The following is a 19964-nucleotide window of genomic DNA, read 5'->3' as shown; positions in this document are numbered from 1 at the left end:
GCAACCCGTCGGCGGGTAGGTTCGAGGCGTGAGCATCACGCCTGTTCCCCGTGTCGCCGTCATCGTCGTCGCCGCCGGATCGGGCACCCGTCTGGGTGCGGCCGATCCGAAGGCGTTCGTCGGGCTCGACCAGCACACCATCCTGCGTCACTGCCTCGAGGGCGTCTTCACCGCGCCGAGCGCGCAGGTGATCGTCGTCGCCCCGCCGGGACGCGAGGGCGACGCGCAGACCGATGCCCTTGAGGCCGCCGGCGATCGCCGCGACCTCGTGCAGGTCGTCTCCGGCGGCGCGACTCGTCAAGCATCGGTCGCCGCGGGGCTGCACGCGGTGTGGTCGGATGTCGAGGTCGTGCTCGTGCACGATGCCGCCCGCGCGCTCACGCCGCCGGCGGTGTTCGAGCGCGTCATCGCGGCGGTCGGCGCTGGCGCTGCAGGCGCCATTCCGGTGCTGCCCGTCGTCGACACCCTGAAGCGGGTCGACGGTGCGCGCATCATCGCGGGCGTGGACCGTGCCGAGCTGGCAGCCGCGCAGACCCCGCAGGGGTTCCGTCGGGACGTGCTGGATGCCGCGTACGCGGCTGCCGAAGAGGAGTTCACCGATGACGCGGCGGTGGTGGCATCCGCCGGTCATGAGGTCGTGATCGTCGACGGTTCCGAGATGAGCTTCAAGATCACCACTCCCGCCGACCTCGAGCGCGCCCGGTCACTGGTGTCTCCCGTCCACCCGGCGGCCAGCCGCCTGGATGCCCAGCAGCCCGCCGCGCGCGTGGGGGTCGGCACCGACGTGCACGCGGTCGGCGGCGAGGGGACGCTGTGGCTCGCGGGCCTGGAGTGGCCGGGGGAGCAGCCGCTGTCGGGGCACTCCGACGGGGATGCCGTCGCGCACGCCATCGTCGACGCGCTGCTGGCCGCGGCCGGCCTCGGCGACATCGGCACCCACTTCGGCACGGACCGGCCCGAGTACGCCGGTGCGCACGCCGACGCGTTCCTCGCGCGCACCCGCGCGCTGCTCGGCGAAGCAGGCTGGGCCGTGGGCAACGTCTCGGTGCAGGTGCAGGCGCGGCGCCCTCGCTTCGCCGACCGGCGCGCCGAGGCGGAGCGGGTTCTCTCTGCGGCCCTCGGCGGCGCCCCTGTCTCGGTCTCGGCGACGACCACCGACGGATTGGGCTTCACCGGCACCGGTGAGGGCGTCGCGGCGTTCGCGGTCGCGATGATCGTCCCGGCCTGAGCCCGGCCACTTCCTCGCGGCTTCGCGGCTTCGCGGCTTCGGTCGTCGCGAATGGCCCGCCGGGGGCAGGCGAAGGGCGCAGGCGCGACGACCGAAGCACACGTGGCCACGAGCCCCGGGCGCGTCGGGGTCGTGTGGCGCGCTATTGCGGCAGATCTTGCGCGAAGTAGGTCGAGAGTGGGTCGTCGGTGTAGTCGGCGAACGGCCCGCAGGGCGTGAATCCCTCGCCAAGGTAGAGCGCCCGTGCGGCGGCGAAGTCGGCCCCCGAGCCCGTCTCGAGCTGCAGGCGCACCAGCCCCATGGCACGTGCCTCGGCCATGATGTGGCGCAGCAGCGCCCGAGCCACGCCGCGTCGCAGGTGGGTGGGGGCGACCCGCATGGACTTGATCTCGCCGTGGGCGGCATCCCGCCGCTGCAGGGCGCCCACGCCTGCGAGGTCGTCGCTGTCCCAGGCCGACCACACCGTGATGTCGGGATGCCGTAGCTGCTCGACGCCCAGCGCGTGCACGCTCTCGGCCGGGGTCTGCGCGTGCATCGCGTCGAGGTGGGCGGCGATGAGCGCGCAGGTGGCCTCGCCGGTGAGGTCGTCGACGCGTATCTGCAGGGTCATGTGGTGCCTCCTCAGCCTTCGACCGCATACGGTGCGGGGTCTCGGGGCGCGCGCGACCCGACGGCCAGCAGCACCAGGCCCGCAACCAGCACAGCCAACCCGACCATGGCCGCCGTGCTCAGCCGTTCGCCGAGCACGCCGATGCCCAGCAGTGTTGCGGTCAGCGGCTCCGCCAGAGTGAGGGTCGCCGCCGTCGCGGCGGTGAGCCGCAGCAGCCCCCACGTGAACAGCGTGTACGCGATGCCGACCGTCGCGAGCCCGAGCCACAGCGCCATCGCGAGTCCGTCGGGCGATGCCAGCCACGCCAGGTCGGCGAACAGCAGCATGACGACGCCCCAGGCCGCGCCCCCGAGCCCCATGGCCCCGCCGACGGTGAACGGGTCCCAGCCGGCATCCATCAGTCGCCGCTGCACGTTGGCCTGTACGGCGAAGGCGGCGCCCGCCGCGAGGGATGCGAGAAGCCCCAGCGGATCGCTGCCGCCGGAGGCCGCGCCGCCCGCGCCCAGCAGCACTACCCCCGCGGTCGCGAGCGCCGTCGCCACCAGCCACGCGCCCGAGGGGATGCGGCGGGTCAGCGCCCACTCGACCAGCCCCGCGATCACCGGCGCCGAGCCCAGCGCGATCACGGTGCTGACGGCGACGCCGTTGCGCTCGGCGCCGAGAAAGAACAGCGGCTGGTAGAGCGCCAGGCAGGTGCCGGTCGCCGCCATCAGCAGCAGGGCGCGGCGGTTCAGCACCGGCCGCGGGGCGGGGGTGACGGCGGCGGGGCTGCCGGTGGCCGCTGCGCGGCGGCGATGCCGTGCACCCAGCGAGAACGCGAGGATTGCCAGCGCAGCGCCGCCGATCGTCAAGCGCACCGCCCCGACTGCCCAGGGCGTGCTGTCGTCGGGACCCAACGCCTGCGCGGTGCCGGTCGTGCCGAAGAGCACGGCGGCAGCGAGGACGGCGAGGACGGGGAACATCACGTCAGTTCTAGCGGACGCGTGCGTCGCGCGTGTGACGCGCGCCTCAGGCTCTGCCCCGCGGCCCGCCCACACCCCGGGGCTTCGGTCGTCGCAGACGTCCCTTCCGGCGCCCGTAGAGGGCGCAGACGTGACGACCGAAGCGCAGGCCGCCGCACGCGCGCGCCCGTGGCGCCGCGCGCGCCCAGGAACCGAGCGCCGCCGCCGGTAGGCTAGAGCAGTGAGTAATGGCGGTACGGGCGTGAAGCTCTATGACACGAAGGCGCAGCAGCTGCGCGACTTCGTCCCCGCCGACCCCGCGAACGTCACCGTTTACGTCTGCGGACCCACTGTGCAGTCCGGCCCGCACATCGGTCACCTGCGCGGCGCGCTGAGCTTCGACATCCTGCGCCGGTGGCTCGGCCACCGCTTCGGGCGGGTCACGTTCGTGCGCAACGTCACCGACATCGACGACAAGGTGCTCGCGAACGCGACGGCAAGCGAGCCCTGGTGGGCTCTGGCGTACCGCATGGAGCTCGCGTTCTCCCGCGCCTACGCGACCATCGGCATCCAGCCTCCGACGTACGAGCCGCGGGCGACGGCATCCATCCCGCAGATGCTCGAGCTCATCGCCCGCCTCGTCGACGCGGGTCACGCGTACCCCGCCGGCGAAGGCGACGTGTACTTCGACGTGCGTTCGTGGCCCTCGTACGGTGAGCTGACACGCCAGTCGCTCGACGCCATGGAGCCGGCGGCCGACGCCGACCCCCGTGGCAAGCGCGACCCCCGCGACTTCGCGCTGTGGAAGGGCGCCAAGGCCGACGAACCTGCGGATGCCGCATGGGAGTCGCCCTGGGGCCGTGGCCGGCCCGGCTGGCACATCGAGTGCTCCGCGATGTCGCGGCGCTACCTCGGTCCGTCGTTCGACATCCACGGCGGCGGCCTCGACCTGCGCTTCCCGCACCACGAGAACGAGCTGGCGCAGTCCACCGCGGCCGGTGACGCGTTCGCGGCGTACTGGGTGCACAACGGCCTCGTGACCGTCGGCGACCAGAAGATGTCGAAGTCGCTCGGAAACTTCCTGCTCGCCGATGACGTGCTGAGCCGGTACGAGCCGCTCGTCGTGCGCTACGCCCTGGCGGCGGCGCACTACCGCTCCAACCTCGACGTCACGGCGGCGTCCTTCGACGAGGCAGCCGCGGCGCTGGATCGCATCCGCACGTTCCAGACCCGCGCGGCGCGCGTGCTGGGAGCCGGCAGCTGGCTCACCGTCGCCGACCTGCCCGACGCCTTCGCCACCGCGATGGACGACGACCTCGGTGTGCCACAGGCCCTCGCCGTCGTGCACGAGCACGTGCGCGCCGGCAACGCCGCCCTCGACGCCGACGACCGGGATGCCGCAGCTCGCGCTGCCGTGCAGGTGGGCCGCATGACCGGCCTGCTGGGGCTAAACCCCGAAGACCCGCAGTGGCGCACCGGCGACGGGGGAGCGGCGGCATCCGCGCTCGACGCGCTGGTGCAGACGATGATCACCCAGCGCGCGCAGGCGCGCATCGACAAGGACTGGCCTGCGGCCGACCGCATCAGAGATGCGATCGCGGCCGCAGGCATCACTCTGGAGGACACTCCGGACGGAACACATTGGAGTTTCAATGGCTAAGCCAGGGCGCCCCGGCGCAAGCAAGAGCGGCAAGAAGGGCCCGACCAAGGGCACCGGCGGCAAGAACAAGCGGTCCCTCGAGGGTCGCGGCCCGACGCCCAAGGCCGAAGAGCGCGCCTGGCACCCCGCGGGCAAGCGCAAGGCGGCAGCCGAGCGCTACGCCGCCGCAGGAGGCAAGGGCGCGCCCGGGCAGAAGCCCGCGCCGCAGCGCCGTGCCAAGAAGGAAGACGACACCGAGATCGTCACCGGCCGCAACTCGGTGCTCGAGGCACTGCGCGCCAAGATCCCCGCGACGGCGTTCTACATCGCCCAGCGCGTGGAGATGGACGATCGCGTCAAGGAGATGCTGTCGATCGCGACTCACCGCGGCATCCCCGTGATGGAGGTCACCCGCCCGGAGCTGGACCGCATGGCCGGCTTCGACGGCGTGCACCAGGGCGTTGCGATCAAGGTGCCGCCGTACGAGTACGGTCACCCGCAGGATCTGCTGGAGCAGATCATCGACCGCGACCAGGTGCCGCTGCTCGTGGCCCTCGACGGCGTGACCGACCCTCGCAACCTGGGTGCGATCATCCGCTCCACGGCCGCCTTCGGCGGGCACGGCGTGATCCTTCCGCAGCGTCGCAGTGCGAGCGTCAACTCCGCCGCCTGGAAGACCAGCGCAGGAGCTGCCGCGCGCATCCCCGTCGCCATCGCGCCGAACCTCACCAGCACGCTCAAGGAGTTCAAGAAGCAGGGCGTGTTCGTGCTGGGCCTCGACGGCGGCGGCGAGGTGTCGCTGCCCGAGCTGAAGCTCGCCGACCGGCCCGTGCTCATCGTCGTGGGTTCCGAGGGCAAGGGCCTGTCGCGCCTGGTCACCGAGACCTGCGACCAGATCGTCTCGATCCCGATCTCGGCGGCGACCGAGTCGCTGAACGCCGGCATCGCGGCATCCGTCGCGCTTTACCAGGTGTCGACGATGCGCTCGACGACCGAGTAGCCCTCCGCGCTCACTTCTTGTACTGATACGGGTTCGTGAGCACTTCTGCTTCAGGGATGTCGGGGTGCTGTCCGGCGACCCAGTCGTCGCCTACCTCCCGTTCGAGGTAGGCGACGGTGTCGTCGAGCTTGGTCCGGACACCCCGCAGGTCTCCTGCGGTGACCTTGCCGTTCCACTTGACGACCTCGCCGCCGACGAGAACGGTGTGCACGTCGCCGCGTTGGGCCTGGTAGACGATCTGGCCCCACGGGTTGATCAGGGGTGCCCAGGTCGGGGAATCCTCGTTCTTGAGCAGGACCACGTCGCCGAGCTTGCCGACCTGCAGCGACCCGATGACGTCGTCCTTTCCGAGGGCTTGAGCACCGCCTCGCGTCGCCATATGCACGACGTCCTCGGCGCGCAGCCGCACGTGGGTGACGGTCTCGGCCGGCTCACGGCGGTGCGCCTGGTAGTGCTCGAGCACGCGGTCGGCGTTGACGGTCGCGCGCATCGCGGAGAAGAGGTCCGCGCTGAACCACACGCTCGTGTCCACCGACAGCGAGGTCGGGATTCCGTGCCGACGCAATTGATGCAGGGGTGGATAGCCCTGACCACAGGTGTCTTCCGACTCCGTCGCGAGCGAGACGTTTCCGCCGGTCGCGGCGATCATCTGGTACGACTCCTCGGAGAGCGAGGCAGCGTGCACATACGTGAAGCCCGGCTCCATGACGCCGGCCGCATACGCGTTGCGGATGCCCCAGTCATTGGTCGCCCCCCACACGCCGGCATGGGTGGTCACCCGCAGTCCGAGTTCCTTCGCCACCTGGTAGGCAGCCAGCTCGGGGAACTGCTCGTCCTGGTTCGGAACGTCGAACGCGATCTGCGTGCCGAACATCCGGGAATCGTCGCGCGATGCAGCGAGCAGCCGCTGGATGTCGGGGTCCGCCGTCCACTCCCAGGGGGAGCGGTGGATATTGCCGTACGCGAAGACGAAGCGACCGGGGGAGGAGACGAGGGCGTCGTACGCGGCCTCGCCGTGCTCGATGGTGCGCAGACCGTGGGACCAGTCCACGCTCGTCGTCACCCCGGATTCGATCGCATCCAGCGCGGAGATCAGATTGCCGGCCGCGTAGTCCTGGGGTCGGAACTTCGCGCCGTGCTGGAGGTAGTACCAGACGAAGTACTGGGTGAGCGTCCAGTCCGCGCCATAGGCACGCATGGCGGTCTGCCACATGTGACGGTGCGTGTCGACCATGCCCGGCATGACGATGCCGCCTGACGCGTCGATGACGCAGACGCCTTCGGGTGCCGGCACGTCCACGCCGACCTCGACGATGACGCCATCCTTGACGAGCACGTCGCCCCGGGGGAGGACGGTGTGCGCATCGTCCATCGTCAAGACGATTCCATCCTTGAAGAGGACCGGCTGCCCCGCTTGCGGGTTCGGTGAATCCGGCATCGCTCATCTCCTTTGATCAGCTGTCTCATCGGGCGTTCAGCGCTCTGTACAGTCGCACCGAACGCTACGTGGCATACAGCATGGCGCACGCTCGCGCGATGCGAAAGGGCCATTCCGTCAATGCGTGGAAACGCAGGCATGCCGGCCCATCTGGTGCTTGACAATCGTGCGGCGGTGCCGTTTACATGGGGTTTAGTGAGACTGAACAGCGGCCTGCGGGCGGCTCAGGTCTTCGGCGGCGCAACGCTGCGCCGCCTTGTTCTCACCTCGGGGAGGAAGAGCATGACCAGGTTCATCGTCCGTCGCGCAGCGGAGGCCGAGTACGTCGACGCGGGCCCACTCGCACCCGGATCTGTCGGAATGACCCGCTGGCGCGGCGTCGGGGAGGACGACGGCGCGGCGCACACCGACTTCGGGATCACGCGCCTGGCCGCCGGGGGTCGCACGGCGACCCACGTGCACTCCTTCGAGGAGAGCTTCTATGTCATCGAGGGGGAGGTGGTCATCGCCACCCCTGAGGCGACGGTGCGGCTGGTCGCCGGGGACTACGGGGTGATCCCCATCGGTGTGCCCCACGCTTGGCGATCGACCGGCAGCGATGCGGCGTGGGCTGACCTGTTCACCCCGCCCGCTCGCGCCCGCCACGGTTCGGACACATACCGGGTGGAAGAGCTGGCCGAGCGCGAGCCGACCGCCGTCGACACCCGGGATCCTCGTACGCGCTCCTTCGGCAACATCACGACCGAGCACATGGATGCTGGCAGGCAGTCGCAGCAGTTGCTGGCGGTCTCGGCGAGCATGCGCACCGCGCTGCTGGTGTACAGCGGCATCACGCTGAAGATGATGGTCGACTCCGACCTCGGCGCCACTCTCGGCACGTCCTTCATGGTGCGCTATGCGCCGGACGGCAAGGCCGGACCGCACGATCACCCCCTCGAGGAGGCCTACCTCATCACCGAGGGTGAGGTTCGAGCGCACTTCGACGGTCAGGAGTTCCTCCTGACCGCGGGGGACATCGCCTGGGCGGGCGTGGGCTGCGTGCATTCGTTCGAGGCCACCGGCGCCGAAGTGCAGTGGCTCGAGACCCAGTCGCCGCAGATGCCCCCACGACACGCGTATCGATTCGTGCGCGATTGGCAGTACCTGGAAGAACGCCTCGAGGAGAAGCTGTGAGCGGACGCACCATATTCATCGCCGGAGGATCCTCCGGCATCGGACTCGAGCTGGCGAAGGACCTGGTCGCTGCCGGCGACCGGGTGATCCTCACCAGTCGCAGCCGGGAGCGGGCGGAGGACGTGGCGGCGGGGCTCGGCGAGCGGGCGACCGGTGTGGCACTGGACGTGTCGGAGCCGGAAGGCATCGCCGCGCAGCTCGCCGACGTCGGGCCGCTCGATGGGCTCGTCATGGCCGCGATCGAGCGCGACGCGAACAGCATCCGCGACTACGACATCGCGCGTGCGCGCCGGCTGGTCACGCTCAAGCTCATCGGCTACACCGAGACGATCCACGCGCTGCTTGATCGGCTCGAACCGTCGGTGCAAACAGGCATCGTCCTTTTCGGGGGTCGCGCGAAGGACGCGCCTTACCCCGGTTCCACCACGGTGTCCACGATCAACGGCGGCATCGATGGGCTCATGAACACGCTCGCCCTCGAGCTCGCGCCCGTCCGCGTCAACGCACTGCACCCGGGCATCATCGGCGACAGCCCATTCTGGGCGGCCAAGCCGGACGGCGTCGTCAGCGGCTACGAGAGTCGCACGCCGGGTGGTGCTCTGGCGACCATGGCCGACGTCGTGGATGCCGTGAAGTTCCTCCTGTTCAACCGCGGCGTCTCGGCGAACAGCCTCAACGTCGACCGCGGCTGGCGCATCACCTGACCTCCGATACCACCACGACTTCCACGCACACGCGAGCAAGGAGCAGATCATGAGCACGGCCACACGCGGCACGATGGGCGTCGACTGGGAAGCGAGAGTCGACTTCGAGCGGCTGAGGGACGAGCGGCTGGCGCGGCTGCATGCGGAGCTGGAGCGCTCCTCGGTCGGTGCCGTGCTCGCGTTCGACTTCGCCAACATCCGGTACGCCTCCGCGACCCATATCGGCACCTGGGCGATGGACAAGCTCATCCGGTTCTGTCTTGTCACGCGCAAGACGGACCCCATCGTGTGGGACTTCGGTTCGGCGGCGAAGCATCACGCCCTGCTGAACCCCTGGCTGCATGAGACGCATATGGAAGCCGACGCCGATCCCCACGCGCCGCATCACGGCGCGACCCGCCCGCGCCAGGAATCCGGCGCGCGCGCGGGCATCTCGACGCTGCGTGGAGCGTTCCCTCCGGACGCCGGCATCGCAGAGGAGGTGGCGCGCAAGATCAAGCGCGAGCTGGAGCGGTTCGGCCTTGCGGACGAGCCCCTCGGCGTGGATGTCGTGGAGCTGCCGATCCTCTTCGCGCTGCAGCGGGAGGGCATCGAGGTCGTCGACGGCCAGCAGATCTTCATGGAGGCCCGGCGCATCAAGACCCCGGACGAGATCACACTGCTGACGACCGCCGCGTCCATGGTGGATGCCGCCTATGACCAGCTCTACGAGTTCCTGCGCCCCGGTGTCCGGGAGAACCAGTGCGTGGGGCTCGTGGCGAAGTCGCTCTACGACCAGGGGTCCGAGTACGTCGAGGGAGTCAACGCGATCTCGGGTGAGCGGTGCTCGCCGCATCCGCACGTGTATTCCGACCGCGCCGTGCGCCCGGGCGACCCGGCGTTCTTCGACATCCTGCACTCCTATAACGGATACCGCACGTGCTACTACCGCACGTTCGCAGTCGGGTCGGCCAGTCCCGCCCAGCGCGATGCCTACAAGAGGTGCCGTGAGTACATGGATCGGGCCATCGCGGCGGTCAAGCCGGGAGCAACCACGGCCGACATCGTCGAACTGTGGCCCACGGCGCAGGAGTTCGGCTTCCCTGACGAGGAGGCCGCTTTCGCCCTGCAGTACGGGCACGGCGTGGGGCTGTCGATCTGGGAGAAGCCGATCTTCTCGCGTCTCACCTCGCTCGATCACCCGGAGGTGCTCGAGGAGGGCATGGTGTTCGCCCTGGAGACGTATTGGCCCGCCGCCGACGGTTGGGGCGCCGCCCGCATCGAGGAGGAGGTTGTCGTCACGGCGGACGGCTGCGAGGTGATCACCAAGTTCCCGGCCGAGGAGCTCCTCGTCGCCGGCGGCGGGCGCTACTTCACCGTCAATGGGCCGCTCCCCGGCATCCGTGACTCGCAGTCCCACCTCAACACGCCCGAGGGGAGAGGGGAAGCGACGGCCTGACCCTGGGTTCACTGTCACTGGACAGGTGTGCACTGACACTTGACAGCCTGTTCAGTCGTTGATTGACTGAATCCGCCAACTCCCCGACGCAGTGGAAGGCCTGATTAACGGTGCCCGAACCCGTATTCCTCGCCCAGCAGGTCCTCAACGGACTGAGCTTCGGCGCGCTGCTGTTCCTTCTGGCCAGCGGCTTGACCCTTGTCTTCGGACTCATGCGCATCGTCAACATGGCGCACGGGGCCTTCTACATGCTCGGCGGCTACATCGGCGTCGTCATCGCGACCCTCACGGGAAACCTGTTGGTCGCGGTGATCGCGGCGATCGTCGCCGTGGGGGTCACGGCCTTCCTCGTCGAGGTCGTGCTCCTGCGCTTCGTGCGCGGGCAGGAGATGCCCGAGGTCCTACTGACGATCGGCGTGTCGTTCGTCATCGCCGATCTGTGTCTCGCCTTCTTCGGCGGTGACCCCCAGAACCTTCCGAACTCGGTGCGCATCCCCGGGGCCCTCGCCATCGGCGACCTGGTCTACCCGTGGTACCGGATCTTCGTGATCGGACTGGCTGTCGCGATCGGGGTGGCGCTCGCGCTCGTACAGAGCCGCACCCGCGTCGGTGCGATCGTCCGTGCCGGCGTCGACGACCGAGAGATCATCTCTGCGATGGGCGTGAACATCCGCTGGGTGTTCACGGGCATGTTCGTGGTCGGCGCCGCTCTCGCAGCCATCGGCGGCACGATCGGCGCCGGCATGCAGAGCATCCTCCCCGGGGTGCAGAACGAGGTGCTCCTGTACGCCCTCGTCGTGATCATCATCGGCGGGCTGGGCAGTGTCGCCGGAGCAGCGGTCGGCAGCGTGCTGATCGGGCTGATCGACGCCTTCGCCAAGGCCTGGATCCCCGAGCTGGCGTACTTCACCATCTTCCTGCCGATGGCGCTCGTGCTCGTCTTCCGCCCGACGGGCCTGTTCGGAAAGGCTGCCTGATGAGCAACCGCATCGTCGAGACCCGCACCGTCCGCACCTTCGGACCGCCGCGCCGGGATCGCGCCCAGATGACCAACATTGCGCTGCTCGCGCTGCTGCTGGTCGCCGCCATCGCGCTGCCGTACCTCGGAGCATCCGGGTTCATGGTGTCTCTGGCATCCACGATCCTCATCGCGGCGACGCTCGCCTCGAGCGTCAACTTCCTCGCCGGCAATGGCGGCATGGTCTCGCTCGGACACGCCGGCATCGCCGCAGCGTCGGCGTACGGCGCGGGCTGGGCGTCGCGGCAGGGCCTGGATCCCGGGATGCAGGTGCTCGTCGCGCTGGGGATGACACTGCTGGCATCGTGCCTCTACGGTCTGCTGTCGATGCGGACGAGCGGCATCTACTTCCTGATGGTGACCCTCGCCGTGGGGATGCTCATCTACGGCCTCGCATTCCGGCTGTCGTCGGTGACCGGCGGTGAGAACGGCATCTCAGGGATCGCGCGATTCGAGTGGCTCGATTCGTACTGGATCTACTACTACTTCGTGCTCGGCGTGTTCGTCCTGGCGACAGCGGCGCTCTGGATCGTGAGCAACTCCCCGTTCGGAGCGAGCCTGCGCGGCATCCGCGACAGCGAGAGCCGGATGCGCAGCCTGGGCTACAGCGTGCGCTCCTACAAGCTCGGCGCGTTCATGATCTCCGGGAGCGTCGCCGGCCTGGCCGGGCTCCTGTCCGTCTGGCACACCCACTTCGTGAGCCCGTCCTCGGCGGGCGTGGACCGCTCGGTGCACCTCATCGTCATGGTCATCCTGGGCGGGATCGGCACGCTGCTGGGTCCTCTCATCGGTGCCGCTGTGGTCGTGATGGTTGAGAACCTCCTCTCCAGCTACGTCGACCGCTGGCCGACGTTGCTCGGACTCATCTTCATCCTCGTGATCCTCTTCGCTCGCGCGGGAATCGCCGGCAGCGCCGGAAAGCTCTTCCGGCGGCTTCGCGCCCGATCGAAGGCGGCGTCCTCACCCGAAGGGGACGCACCGGGGGGCGCAGCCGCGCCCCCCGGAGACCGCCACGCAGTTCACCAAGGAAAGGACCCGCAATGACGTCAATGAAGACCCGCGGTCGCCGCTCGGCGCTCGCCGCGGCAGGCATCGCGGCCATCACCGCACTCGCGCTGACCGCCTGCGCCCCGCCTGGAGCCAGCGAACCCGCGCCGAGCGCAGGCTCGAACGGCGAGGACGGTGGGGCGCTCAAGGTGGGCTTCATCTCGCCCACGACGGGAAACTTCGCCGTCGCCGGCCAGGAGATGGTCGACGGATGGAATCTGTACTGGGACATCAACGGCGCCGAGGTCGAGGGCATCACGATCGAAACGATCGTGGAGGATGACGCCGGCAACCCCGAGACCTCGCTCACCAAGGCGAAGAAGCTCGTCGAGCAGGATGAGGTCGATTTCATCGTCGGTCCGCTCATCGCCAATACGGCTCTCGCCGTCGCGGCGTACACGGCGAGCGTCGACGTGCCCAATCTCCACCCTGTCGCCGCCTCCGACGACCTCACCCAGCGCGCCGCAAACGACCTCACGGTCCGCACCGGCTCGATGGGAGGTTCTCAGGCGAACTACCCGGGCGGCGAGTGGGCCGCGACGGAGGGGGGCTACGACACGGCCGTCACGCTCTGCGCCGACTATGCGTTCGGCTGGGAGTCCTGTGCCGGTTTCGTGCAGGGGTTCACGCAGAACGGCGGCGAGGTCCTCGAGCAGATCTGGTTCCCGAACACGACCACCGATTTCTCGACCTACGTTTCGCAGATCCAGGCGGCGGGAGCCGACGTCGTGTACGTCGCGACGGCGGGTGGGGCTCCGGGGCCGAACTTCCTCAACGCCTACCTCGGTCTCGGCCTCGACATGGACGACCTGCTGCTGAACTGCTGCGCCGCCGACCAGGGAACGCTGCGCGCGATGGGCGATCAGATCGTCGGACTGAAGTCGGTCAGCTACTGGGCGGAGGGCCGCGACAGCGAAGCCGTCGCCGAGTTCATCGACGCGTACGGGGAGTTCGCCGACGGCAAGGTGCCCGGCGCCTACGTCGCGGGCGGATACATGACCGCGTCGCTGGTCGCATCCGTGCTGGCCGAGCGCGGCCTCGTGACCGGCGAGGACCTCGTCAGTGCGATCACCGAGTACACCTTCGAGGACAGCATCTTCGGGCGGGTCTCCTGGGACGACTACAACCAGATGGTCGGACCGGTGTACGTGCGCGAGGTGACGGCGGGCGATGACGGCAACTTCTACAACACGCCCATCGCGACGTTCGAGGACGTGGACCAGTGGCTGGGTCGTTCTCCCGAGGACGCGCTCGCGCAGCCGACGTACTCGCAGAGCTTCCAGGGGCTCGAGTGATTGCATCGGCAACGGCGGCGACCCCGGATCCGACAGGATCCGGGGTCCCCGCCCCCGCGCTCACGGTCAAAGGCCTCGGCAAGCGCTATGGCGGAGTCCAGGCCGTCGACGACATCTCCCTGCGCCTCGGCGCAGGCGAACGCATGGGCGTCATCGGCCCGAACGGCGCGGGCAAGACCACATTGTTCAAGATGGTGGCGGGCGATGTCGCGCCGACCACCGGCTCCATCGACCTGTTCGGCAGGGACGTCACGAAGCTGGACACCGCGCGTCGCGCTCGGCTCGGCGTCGGGCGCACGTTCCAGGTCTCGAACCTGTTCCGCGACATGACCGTGCTCGACAACGTGCGCGTCGCCGCCCGCGGCGGCTCGGCACAGGCCCGCATCTTCTGGCGAACCCAGGGCCAGCGCGACCAGATCACGACGCGCGCCACCGAGATGCTCGACTCGGTGGGTCTGTTCGACCGCCGGGAGGACACGGTCGCCGACCTCTCGCATGGCGAGCAACGTCAGCTGGAGATCGCGATGGCGCTCGTCGGCGAACCCCGGATCCTGCTGCTCGACGAGCCGGCCGCCGGACTGTCGGCCGCGGAGCGCACCACGCTGCGCCGCCTCATCGAGGCGCTGCCGCGCACCCTCCCGATCCTCCTGATCGAGCACGACATGTCGCTCGCACTGGGGCTGACCGATCGCGTCATGTGCATGGAGAATGGCCGGCACGTCGTGACCGGCACGCCGGACGAAGTGCGGGATCACCCGGTCGTCAAAGAGATCTATCTCGGAAGGCGGGACAAGAAGTGACACTCCAGGTGACCGGACTGCATGTCGGCTATGCCACGGCCCAGGTGCTGCACGGTGTCGACTTCGAGATCGGCGACGCCCAGAGCGTCGCGCTGCTCGGACGCAACGGCATGGGCAAGACGACGCTCGTCCGTGCCATCTGCGGCCTGCGCCCCCCGACGGTGACGGCAGGGTCGATCGTCTACAACGGCGCCGAGCTCACACGGATGCCGGTGTACCGAATCGCCCGCGCGGGAGTCGCCCTGGTTCCGCAGGGCCGGCGCGTCTTCGGCTCGCTGACGACGCTGGAGAACCTCACCGTCGTGCCGCGTCATCGGCGCGCCGAGTCGACGGAACCGTGGACGGTCGAGCGCGTGTTCGAGTTCTTCCCGCGGTTGTCCGAGCGCTCCGGGTCGATGGCCCGGGCGCTATCCGGTGGCGAGCAGCAGATGCTGGCGATCGGCCGCGCGCTGATGACCAACCCGTCTCTGCTGATCATGGACGAACCGAGTGAAGGCCTCGCGCCGAGCGTGCTCGATGTGATCCAGGACCGGCTCGAGGGCCTCCGCGCCTCCGGTCTGTCGATCCTCATCGCCGAGCAGAACGTCGACTTGGCGCTGGACATCGCCGAGACGGCGATCGTCATCGACGACTCGGGAACGATCGCGTGGAGCGGGCCGACGTCGCAGCTCCGTGCCGACGACGTGCTGCTCGAACGACACCTCAGCATCTGAGAGGACGCCGCATGCCCGCCTCCCCCCGCGCCCTTCCTCTGGTCGACCTCGTCCTTCGAGGCGGCCGGATCACGACCTTCGCCGACCCGCAACAGGCGCCCGAGCACGCTCAATCCGTCGCGGTCGCGGGCGGACGCGTCATCGCCGTCGGGACGGACGACGAGCTCGCGCCTCATGCGGACCTCGCCGCCCGAGTGATCGAACTCGAGGGCCGCGATGTGATCCCCGGCCTGAACGACTCCCACATCCACGCCGTCCGCGGAGGGAACTCGTGGAGCCGCTCCCTGCACTGGGAGGGCGTCCGCTCGGTGTCCGAAGCGCTGAACAGCATCCACGACGCGGCCACCCGGCTCGGGCCGGGGCAGTGGATCTCGGCGGTCGGCGGTTGGCACCGATCCCAGTTCGAGGAGGGGCGCACGCCGACGCCGACCGAGCTGGAGGAGGCCGCACCGCACAACCCGGTGTACGTCCAGGAGCTGTACGACGTCGGCATCCTCAACGAGGCGGGTCTGGCCGCATGCGGCTTCGCGGACGGCGCCGAGGATCCGCCGCGCGGGCGGATCGAACGCGACGACACCGGTCGGCCCACGGGCCGCATCCACGGTGTGGGCGCGTTCGCCGCGCCGATCGGCCACGCTCTCGCCGCCGACGAGGCACAGGCCGGGGACGGCTTGCGCTCGATGCTGGCGGAATTCGCACGGCACGGTCTTACGGGGGTGGTCGACGGCGGCGGGCTGCTCATGACGCCACGTGACTACGACCCCGTCTACGGGGTGTGGCGCGACGGCGCCCTCGACGTCCGGGTGCGGCTCTTCTTCTCCGCGTGGACGCGTGGCGGCGAGGTGGGCGACATCGATGCACTCACCTCTCTCGTGCCGGCCGACGTGGGCGACGGTCTTCTCCGCGTGGTCGGAATCGGCGAGATCCCGCACCTCGGATGCCACGATCTGGAGGGACTGGATCCCTTCGCCGTATCCGATGCCGCGTTCGAGGAACTCGTCGACATCGTGCGACTCTGCGCACGCCGCCGGTGGCGGATGAGTATCCACGCCGTCCTGGACGACACGCTCGGCCGGGTCCTGGACGCGTGGGAGCGCATCGAGGCGGAGACGGGTCTCATCGCCGGCCGCGGATGGTCGATCGTCCACGCCGACGAGGCGAGTCGTGCCAACCTCGAGCGCGTCGCGCGGCTCGGTGCAGGCATCCTCGTGCAGAACCGACTCATCCTCAAAGGCGGCGACTACGTCGAGGCGTGGGGGCCGGAGGCAACGGCTCAGGCGCCGCCCCTCGGGACGATGCGTGAACTCGGCATCGTCATCGGCGGCGGCACCGATGCCACCCGCGCGAACTGGTTCTCGCCCTGGGCCTCGATCTGGTGGCTTGCGACGGGAAGAACCCTCGACGGCCGGGGGACGCGCCTCGAGCAGCACCGCCTCACCCGGCGCCAAGCGATCGCCGCGTTCACCCGGGACGCAGCGTGGTTCACCGGTGAACAGGATCATCGCGGCCGCATCGCGCCCGGCTACGACGCCGACTTCTGCGTGCCTTCTGCCGACCCCTTCGGCTGCGCGGACGACGCGCTGCGCGACATCCGCAGCGACCTCACGGTCCTGGCCGGACGCATCACCCATCAATCGACAGCACTCGTCCCGTGACGAGTGCGGAGCAACAGGAGACGACGTGACCCGCATCCCCGCGCCCCGGCGTGTCGGCCAGGCCGACATCATCCACCACGACGGATACGACGACGCCATCGTGAGTCCGTTCGTCCCCGCGATGCGGGTCGTGTCACCGGCCAGCCTCGTCTTCATCAGCGGTGTCACCGGCGCACCCGTCTACCACGATCACCCGCACGTGCCCGAGGTGTTCGATGCGATGCCGATGGACGCGGCGGGTCAGGTGAAGAACGCGTTCGACCACCTCGACCTGGCGCTCGCTGCGGCCGGGTGCGGCCGCAGCGACGTGGTCAACCTCATCCGCTTCTTCACGGACGTCGAGGCCGACCAGGACGTCGTGAACGCGCACCAGAAGGAGTGGTTCGGCGGGCACATCCCCACGAGCACGACGGTGGAGGTGACGCGTCTGGCCACCGATCCGCGGCTGCGGTTCGAGTTCCACGTGGTGGCCGCCGCCCCCGCCGACGCCTCCGCGCAGGCGGGTGCACAGGCATGAGCGGTAACCACGGACACAGCCATGCCACGCGACGATTCGAGCGGCCGGCCGATCGGCCGGCCGGCGTGCGTCCCCTCGGCGCCCCCGGCATCATGGGCGTCGACTACGAGAACCGTGTCGACTTCGATCGCCTCCGCGACTATCGGCTGGGACGTGCGAAGGCCGCGCTCGAGGCGAGCGAATGCGGCGCCTTCCTCCTGTTCGACTTCTACAACATCCGGTACACGACGCAGACCTGGATCGGCGGCGCGCTGGGCGACAAGATGATCCGCTACGCACTGCTGATCCGCGGCCAGGAGCCGATCCTGTGGGACTTCGGCTCGGCGGTGCGCCACCACAAGCTGTATTCCGACTGGGTGCCCGACGAGAACTATCGCGCCGGCTTCCTCGGATTCAAAGGCGCCGTGGCGCCCGAGGGCGGCGCGGACCTCATGAAGACGGCGATCGATGAGATCGAGTCGCTGCTGGCGGCCGCAGGGGTGAAGGATGCGCCGTTGGGTGTCGACATCATCGAGCCGCCGTTCCTGTTCGAGTTGCAGCGCCGCGGCATCCGCATCGCCGATGCGCAGCAGCACATGCTTGACGCGCGCGTCATCAAGAACCAGGACGAGATCATGCTGCTCAATCAGGCGGCGGCGATGGTCGACGGTGTCTATCAGGACATCGCCGAGGCGCTGAAGCCGGGTGTGCGAGAGAACGAGATCGTCGCCCTCGCCAACGCGCGACTCTACGAGTACGGCAGCGATCAGGTCGAGGCGATCAACGCGATCTCGGGGGAGCGGTGCAACCCACACCCGCACAACTTCACCGACCGCATCATCCGCCCCGGCGACCAGGCGTTCTTCGACGTCATCCACTCGTACAACGGCTATCGCACGTGCTACTACCGCACCTTCGGCGTGGGGTGGGCCACGCCCAGCCAGTACGATGCCTACAAGCAGGCGCGGGAATGGATGGATGCCGCACTCGACGCGCTTCGCCCGGGCGTCGGGACCGACGAGGTCGCCGCAGTGCTGCCCAAGGCGCAGGACTTCGGTTTCGAGAACGAGCTGGCCGCCTTCGGCCTCCAGTTCGCGCACGGCCTCGGGCTCGGCCTCCACGAGCGGCCCATCATCTCGCGCCTGAACTCGATGGCCGACCCTGTCGAGCTGCGGGCGGGGATGGTGTTCGCGATGGAGACGTACTGCCCGGCGTCTGACGGTTCGTCTGCCGCACGCATCGAAGAGGAGGTCGTCGTGACCGACTACGGTATCGAGGTGCTCACGAAGTTCCCTGCGCAGGATCTCTTCGTGGCGAACCCCTATTGATCTGCCGTGCCCTGCGGCTGGCCGGCTCGCCGGCCGGCCGCCGTGGCGCTCGGCGGCAGAGATGGGGCCGAGGTAGGGTCGGACACGCGAAAGGACGCTCATGACGGCTCAGTTGGGCGAACGAATACGTGCGGCGCGCACCGCGAGAGGCCTGAGTCTTCGCGCCACCGCGGCGGAGGCGGCCATATCTCCGAGCCTCCTCTCGCAGGTCGAGACCGGCAAGGTGCAGCCCTCGGTGAGCACCCTGTATGCGATCGTGAGCTGCCTCGGACTGTCTCTGGACGAGGTCCTCGGCAATCGTCCTCCCGCGGAGGTCGCTCCGGCGCCACGCGTGCGCAGCCGCCCGGTGCAGGAGCTGTCGGACGCCCCCGAGATCGCCATGCAGAACGGTGTCACCTGGCGCAGCCTCGCGGCCGGAGGCGACGAGGGGCTCGATGCCGTCCTCGCGACGTACGAGCCAGGCGCGGCCAGCTCGCTCGACGAGACCCACATGCGACACATCGGGGTGGAGCACGGCTACATCGTGCGCGGGGAGCTCACACTCAAGCTCGACTTCGACACGTTCGTGCTTCGCGCCGGAGACTCGCTGTGCTTCGACGCGCAGCGCCCGCACTACTACTTCAATCACGGCGACACCGTCGCCGAGGGCGTCTGGTACATCCTCGGATCCCGCCGCACGCCTGCGGTCGATGCGCCCGTCGACATCCGCAACGCCGTGGACGTGCTCGATGCCATGGGTCGTCTGAACAGCCGCAGTTACGGCTGAGTGAGGAGACGATCCCATGTCCGAACTCGAGACGCCGTGGAACACCGTCGGCGAGCGCGTGCGCGAACTGCGCGGCGCCGCCGGGCTCACCGTGCGCGAACTCGCCCGCCGCATCGGCGTATCCGCGAGCCACGTCTCGCAGGTCGAGCGCGGGATCGGCTCTTTCAGCGTGCCCGCGCTGTATGCCGTCGCCGCTGAGCTCCGGGTCCCGATGCACGAGATCCTCGACCCTCAGGCGCCGCCGGCGCCGCCCGTGACGCCGACGCTCGTGCCCGGGGAGCGGGACCTGGTCACTGCGGGCATCGTGCAGAGAGCCCCCGATCATCCCTCGATCAAGCTCAGCTCCGGTCCGCGATGGAGTCGGCTCACCGCGATGGGCGAGCTCGACGCGGAGTTCCTCGAGGTCGTCTATGCGCCGGGCACCGAGGCGCCCGCCGACCACATCGTCCACCAGGGCAGGGAGTACGGCGTCATCATCTCGGGGCAGCTCAGCGTTGAGCTGGAGGGCGAGTCGACGGTGCTTCGCCCTGGCGATTCGATCGTCTTCGATTCGACGATCCCTCACCGGTTCTGGAACGCCGGAGACGAGGAGGTGCGGGCCATCTGGTTCGTGCGGGACCGGAAGGCGAACGACCCCGTCCCGCACGCATAGGCTGTGGGCTGCCGCCGCGCTCG

The 19964-nt window shown here is 69.3% G+C and carries 19 protein-coding genes; 16 read left to right on the top strand and 3 right to left on the bottom strand.

What is annotated here, in order from left to right:
- Positions 1 to 28: 28 nt before the first annotated feature.
- On the top strand, positions 29 to 1228 hold the full coding sequence (gene ispD / locus QNO21_RS10610) for a 2-C-methyl-D-erythritol 4-phosphate cytidylyltransferase (RefSeq protein WP_257517912.1): 1200 nt from the start codon (positions 29 to 31) through the stop codon (positions 1226 to 1228).
- 142 nt (positions 1229 to 1370) lie between these two features.
- Here ispD and QNO21_RS10605 read toward each other — a convergent pair whose 3' ends face one another.
- Positions 1371 to 1838, bottom strand: coding sequence for a GNAT family N-acetyltransferase (locus QNO21_RS10605; RefSeq protein ID WP_257517911.1), 468 nt, complete (start codon positions 1836 to 1838; stop codon positions 1371 to 1373).
- Positions 1839 to 1849: 11 nt separating this feature from the next.
- Positions 1850 to 2800, bottom strand: coding sequence for a DMT family transporter (locus QNO21_RS10600; RefSeq protein ID WP_257517910.1), 951 nt, complete (start codon positions 2798 to 2800; stop codon positions 1850 to 1852).
- 220 nt (positions 2801 to 3020) lie between these two features.
- On the opposite strand from QNO21_RS10600, the gene cysS reads away from it, so the two are divergent.
- Both cysS and rlmB read left to right on the top strand, forming a co-directional pair.
- Complete coding sequence (gene cysS, locus QNO21_RS10595; RefSeq protein ID WP_257517909.1) at positions 3021 to 4439, top strand: cysteine--tRNA ligase; 1419 nt, start codon at positions 3021 to 3023, stop codon at positions 4437 to 4439.
- The gene (rlmB, locus tag QNO21_RS10590) at positions 4432 to 5418 is read left to right on the top strand and encodes a 23S rRNA (guanosine(2251)-2'-O)-methyltransferase RlmB (RefSeq protein WP_257517908.1); all 987 of its coding nucleotides are present in this window, start codon (positions 4432 to 4434) and stop codon (positions 5416 to 5418) included. Before cysS ends, rlmB begins: the two co-directional genes overlap by 8 nt.
- 10 nt (positions 5419 to 5428) lie before the next feature.
- On the opposite strand, the gene QNO21_RS10585 is transcribed toward rlmB, so the two are convergent.
- Entirely contained in the window at positions 5429 to 6856 is a 1428-nt protein-coding gene (locus QNO21_RS10585; protein ID WP_257517907.1) for an amidohydrolase family protein, read from the bottom strand.
- 282 nt (positions 6857 to 7138) lie between these two features.
- Here QNO21_RS10585 and QNO21_RS10580 point away from each other — a divergent pair, with 282 nt between their 5' ends.
- The 13 genes from QNO21_RS10580 to QNO21_RS10520 all read left to right on the top strand — a co-directional run bounded on the left by QNO21_RS10580 (position 7139) and on the right by QNO21_RS10520 (position 19941).
- Positions 7139 to 8029 (top strand): cupin domain-containing protein, encoded by an 891-nt coding sequence (locus QNO21_RS10580; protein WP_257517906.1) that lies wholly within the window; start codon positions 7139 to 7141, stop codon positions 8027 to 8029.
- Positions 8026 to 8733: an SDR family NAD(P)-dependent oxidoreductase gene (locus QNO21_RS10575; protein ID WP_257517905.1), complete on the top strand. Its 708-nt coding sequence runs from the start codon at positions 8026 to 8028 to the stop codon at positions 8731 to 8733. Before QNO21_RS10580 ends, QNO21_RS10575 begins: the two co-directional genes overlap by 4 nt.
- A 49-nt stretch (positions 8734 to 8782) precedes the next feature.
- Positions 8783 to 10171 carry a M24 family metallopeptidase gene (locus QNO21_RS10570; protein ID WP_257517904.1) on the top strand — a complete coding sequence of 463 codons (1389 nt, stop codon included), beginning with the start codon at positions 8783 to 8785 and terminating at the stop codon, positions 10169 to 10171.
- A 110-nt stretch (positions 10172 to 10281) separates the two neighbouring features.
- The gene (locus QNO21_RS10565) at positions 10282 to 11148 is read left to right on the top strand and encodes a branched-chain amino acid ABC transporter permease (RefSeq protein ID WP_257517903.1); all 867 of its coding nucleotides are present in this window, start codon (positions 10282 to 10284) and stop codon (positions 11146 to 11148) included.
- Positions 11148 to 12233: a branched-chain amino acid ABC transporter permease gene (locus QNO21_RS10560; RefSeq protein ID WP_257517902.1), complete on the top strand. Its 1086-nt coding sequence runs from the start codon at positions 11148 to 11150 to the stop codon at positions 12231 to 12233. Before QNO21_RS10565 ends, QNO21_RS10560 begins: the two co-directional genes overlap by 1 nt.
- Entirely contained in the window at positions 12230 to 13531 is a 1302-nt protein-coding gene (locus QNO21_RS10555) for an ABC transporter substrate-binding protein (protein WP_257517901.1), read from the top strand. Before QNO21_RS10560 ends, QNO21_RS10555 begins: the two co-directional genes overlap by 4 nt.
- Positions 13459 to 14331 (top strand): ABC transporter ATP-binding protein, encoded by an 873-nt coding sequence (locus QNO21_RS10550; protein ID WP_308211283.1) that lies wholly within the window; start codon positions 13459 to 13461, stop codon positions 14329 to 14331. Before QNO21_RS10555 ends, QNO21_RS10550 begins: the two co-directional genes overlap by 73 nt.
- Before the next feature lie 8 nt (positions 14332 to 14339).
- Positions 14340 to 15044: an ABC transporter ATP-binding protein gene (locus tag QNO21_RS10545; protein ID WP_257517899.1), complete on the top strand. Its 705-nt coding sequence runs from the start codon at positions 14340 to 14342 to the stop codon at positions 15042 to 15044.
- 11 nt (positions 15045 to 15055) lie between these two features.
- On the top strand, positions 15056 to 16699 hold the full coding sequence (locus tag QNO21_RS10540) for an amidohydrolase (protein ID WP_257517898.1): 1644 nt from the start codon (positions 15056 to 15058) through the stop codon (positions 16697 to 16699).
- A 25-nt stretch (positions 16700 to 16724) separates the two neighbouring features.
- Positions 16725 to 17216, top strand: coding sequence for a RidA family protein (locus tag QNO21_RS10535; RefSeq protein WP_285178393.1), 492 nt, complete (start codon positions 16725 to 16727; stop codon positions 17214 to 17216).
- A complete protein-coding gene (locus QNO21_RS10530; RefSeq protein WP_257517896.1) occupies positions 17213 to 18523 on the top strand; it encodes a M24 family metallopeptidase in 1311 nt (436 codons plus the stop codon). The genes QNO21_RS10535 and QNO21_RS10530 overlap by 4 nt, the downstream gene beginning before the upstream one ends.
- A gap of 100 nt (positions 18524 to 18623) precedes the next feature.
- Positions 18624 to 19289, top strand: a complete 666-nt coding sequence (locus tag QNO21_RS10525; protein WP_257517895.1) for a cupin domain-containing protein — start codon at positions 18624 to 18626, stop codon at positions 19287 to 19289.
- A 16-nt stretch (positions 19290 to 19305) separates the two neighbouring features.
- The gene (locus QNO21_RS10520) at positions 19306 to 19941 is read left to right on the top strand and encodes a helix-turn-helix domain-containing protein (RefSeq protein WP_257517894.1); all 636 of its coding nucleotides are present in this window, start codon (positions 19306 to 19308) and stop codon (positions 19939 to 19941) included.
- The last annotated feature ends 23 nt before the right edge of the window (positions 19942 to 19964 follow it).

It is taken from the genome of Microbacterium sp. zg-Y818 (assembly GCF_030246905.1).
In the GTDB taxonomy this organism is placed as follows: Bacteria; Actinomycetota; Actinomycetes; order Actinomycetales; family Microbacteriaceae; genus Microbacterium.
This window is presented reverse-complemented; position numbering and strand designations above follow the sequence as displayed.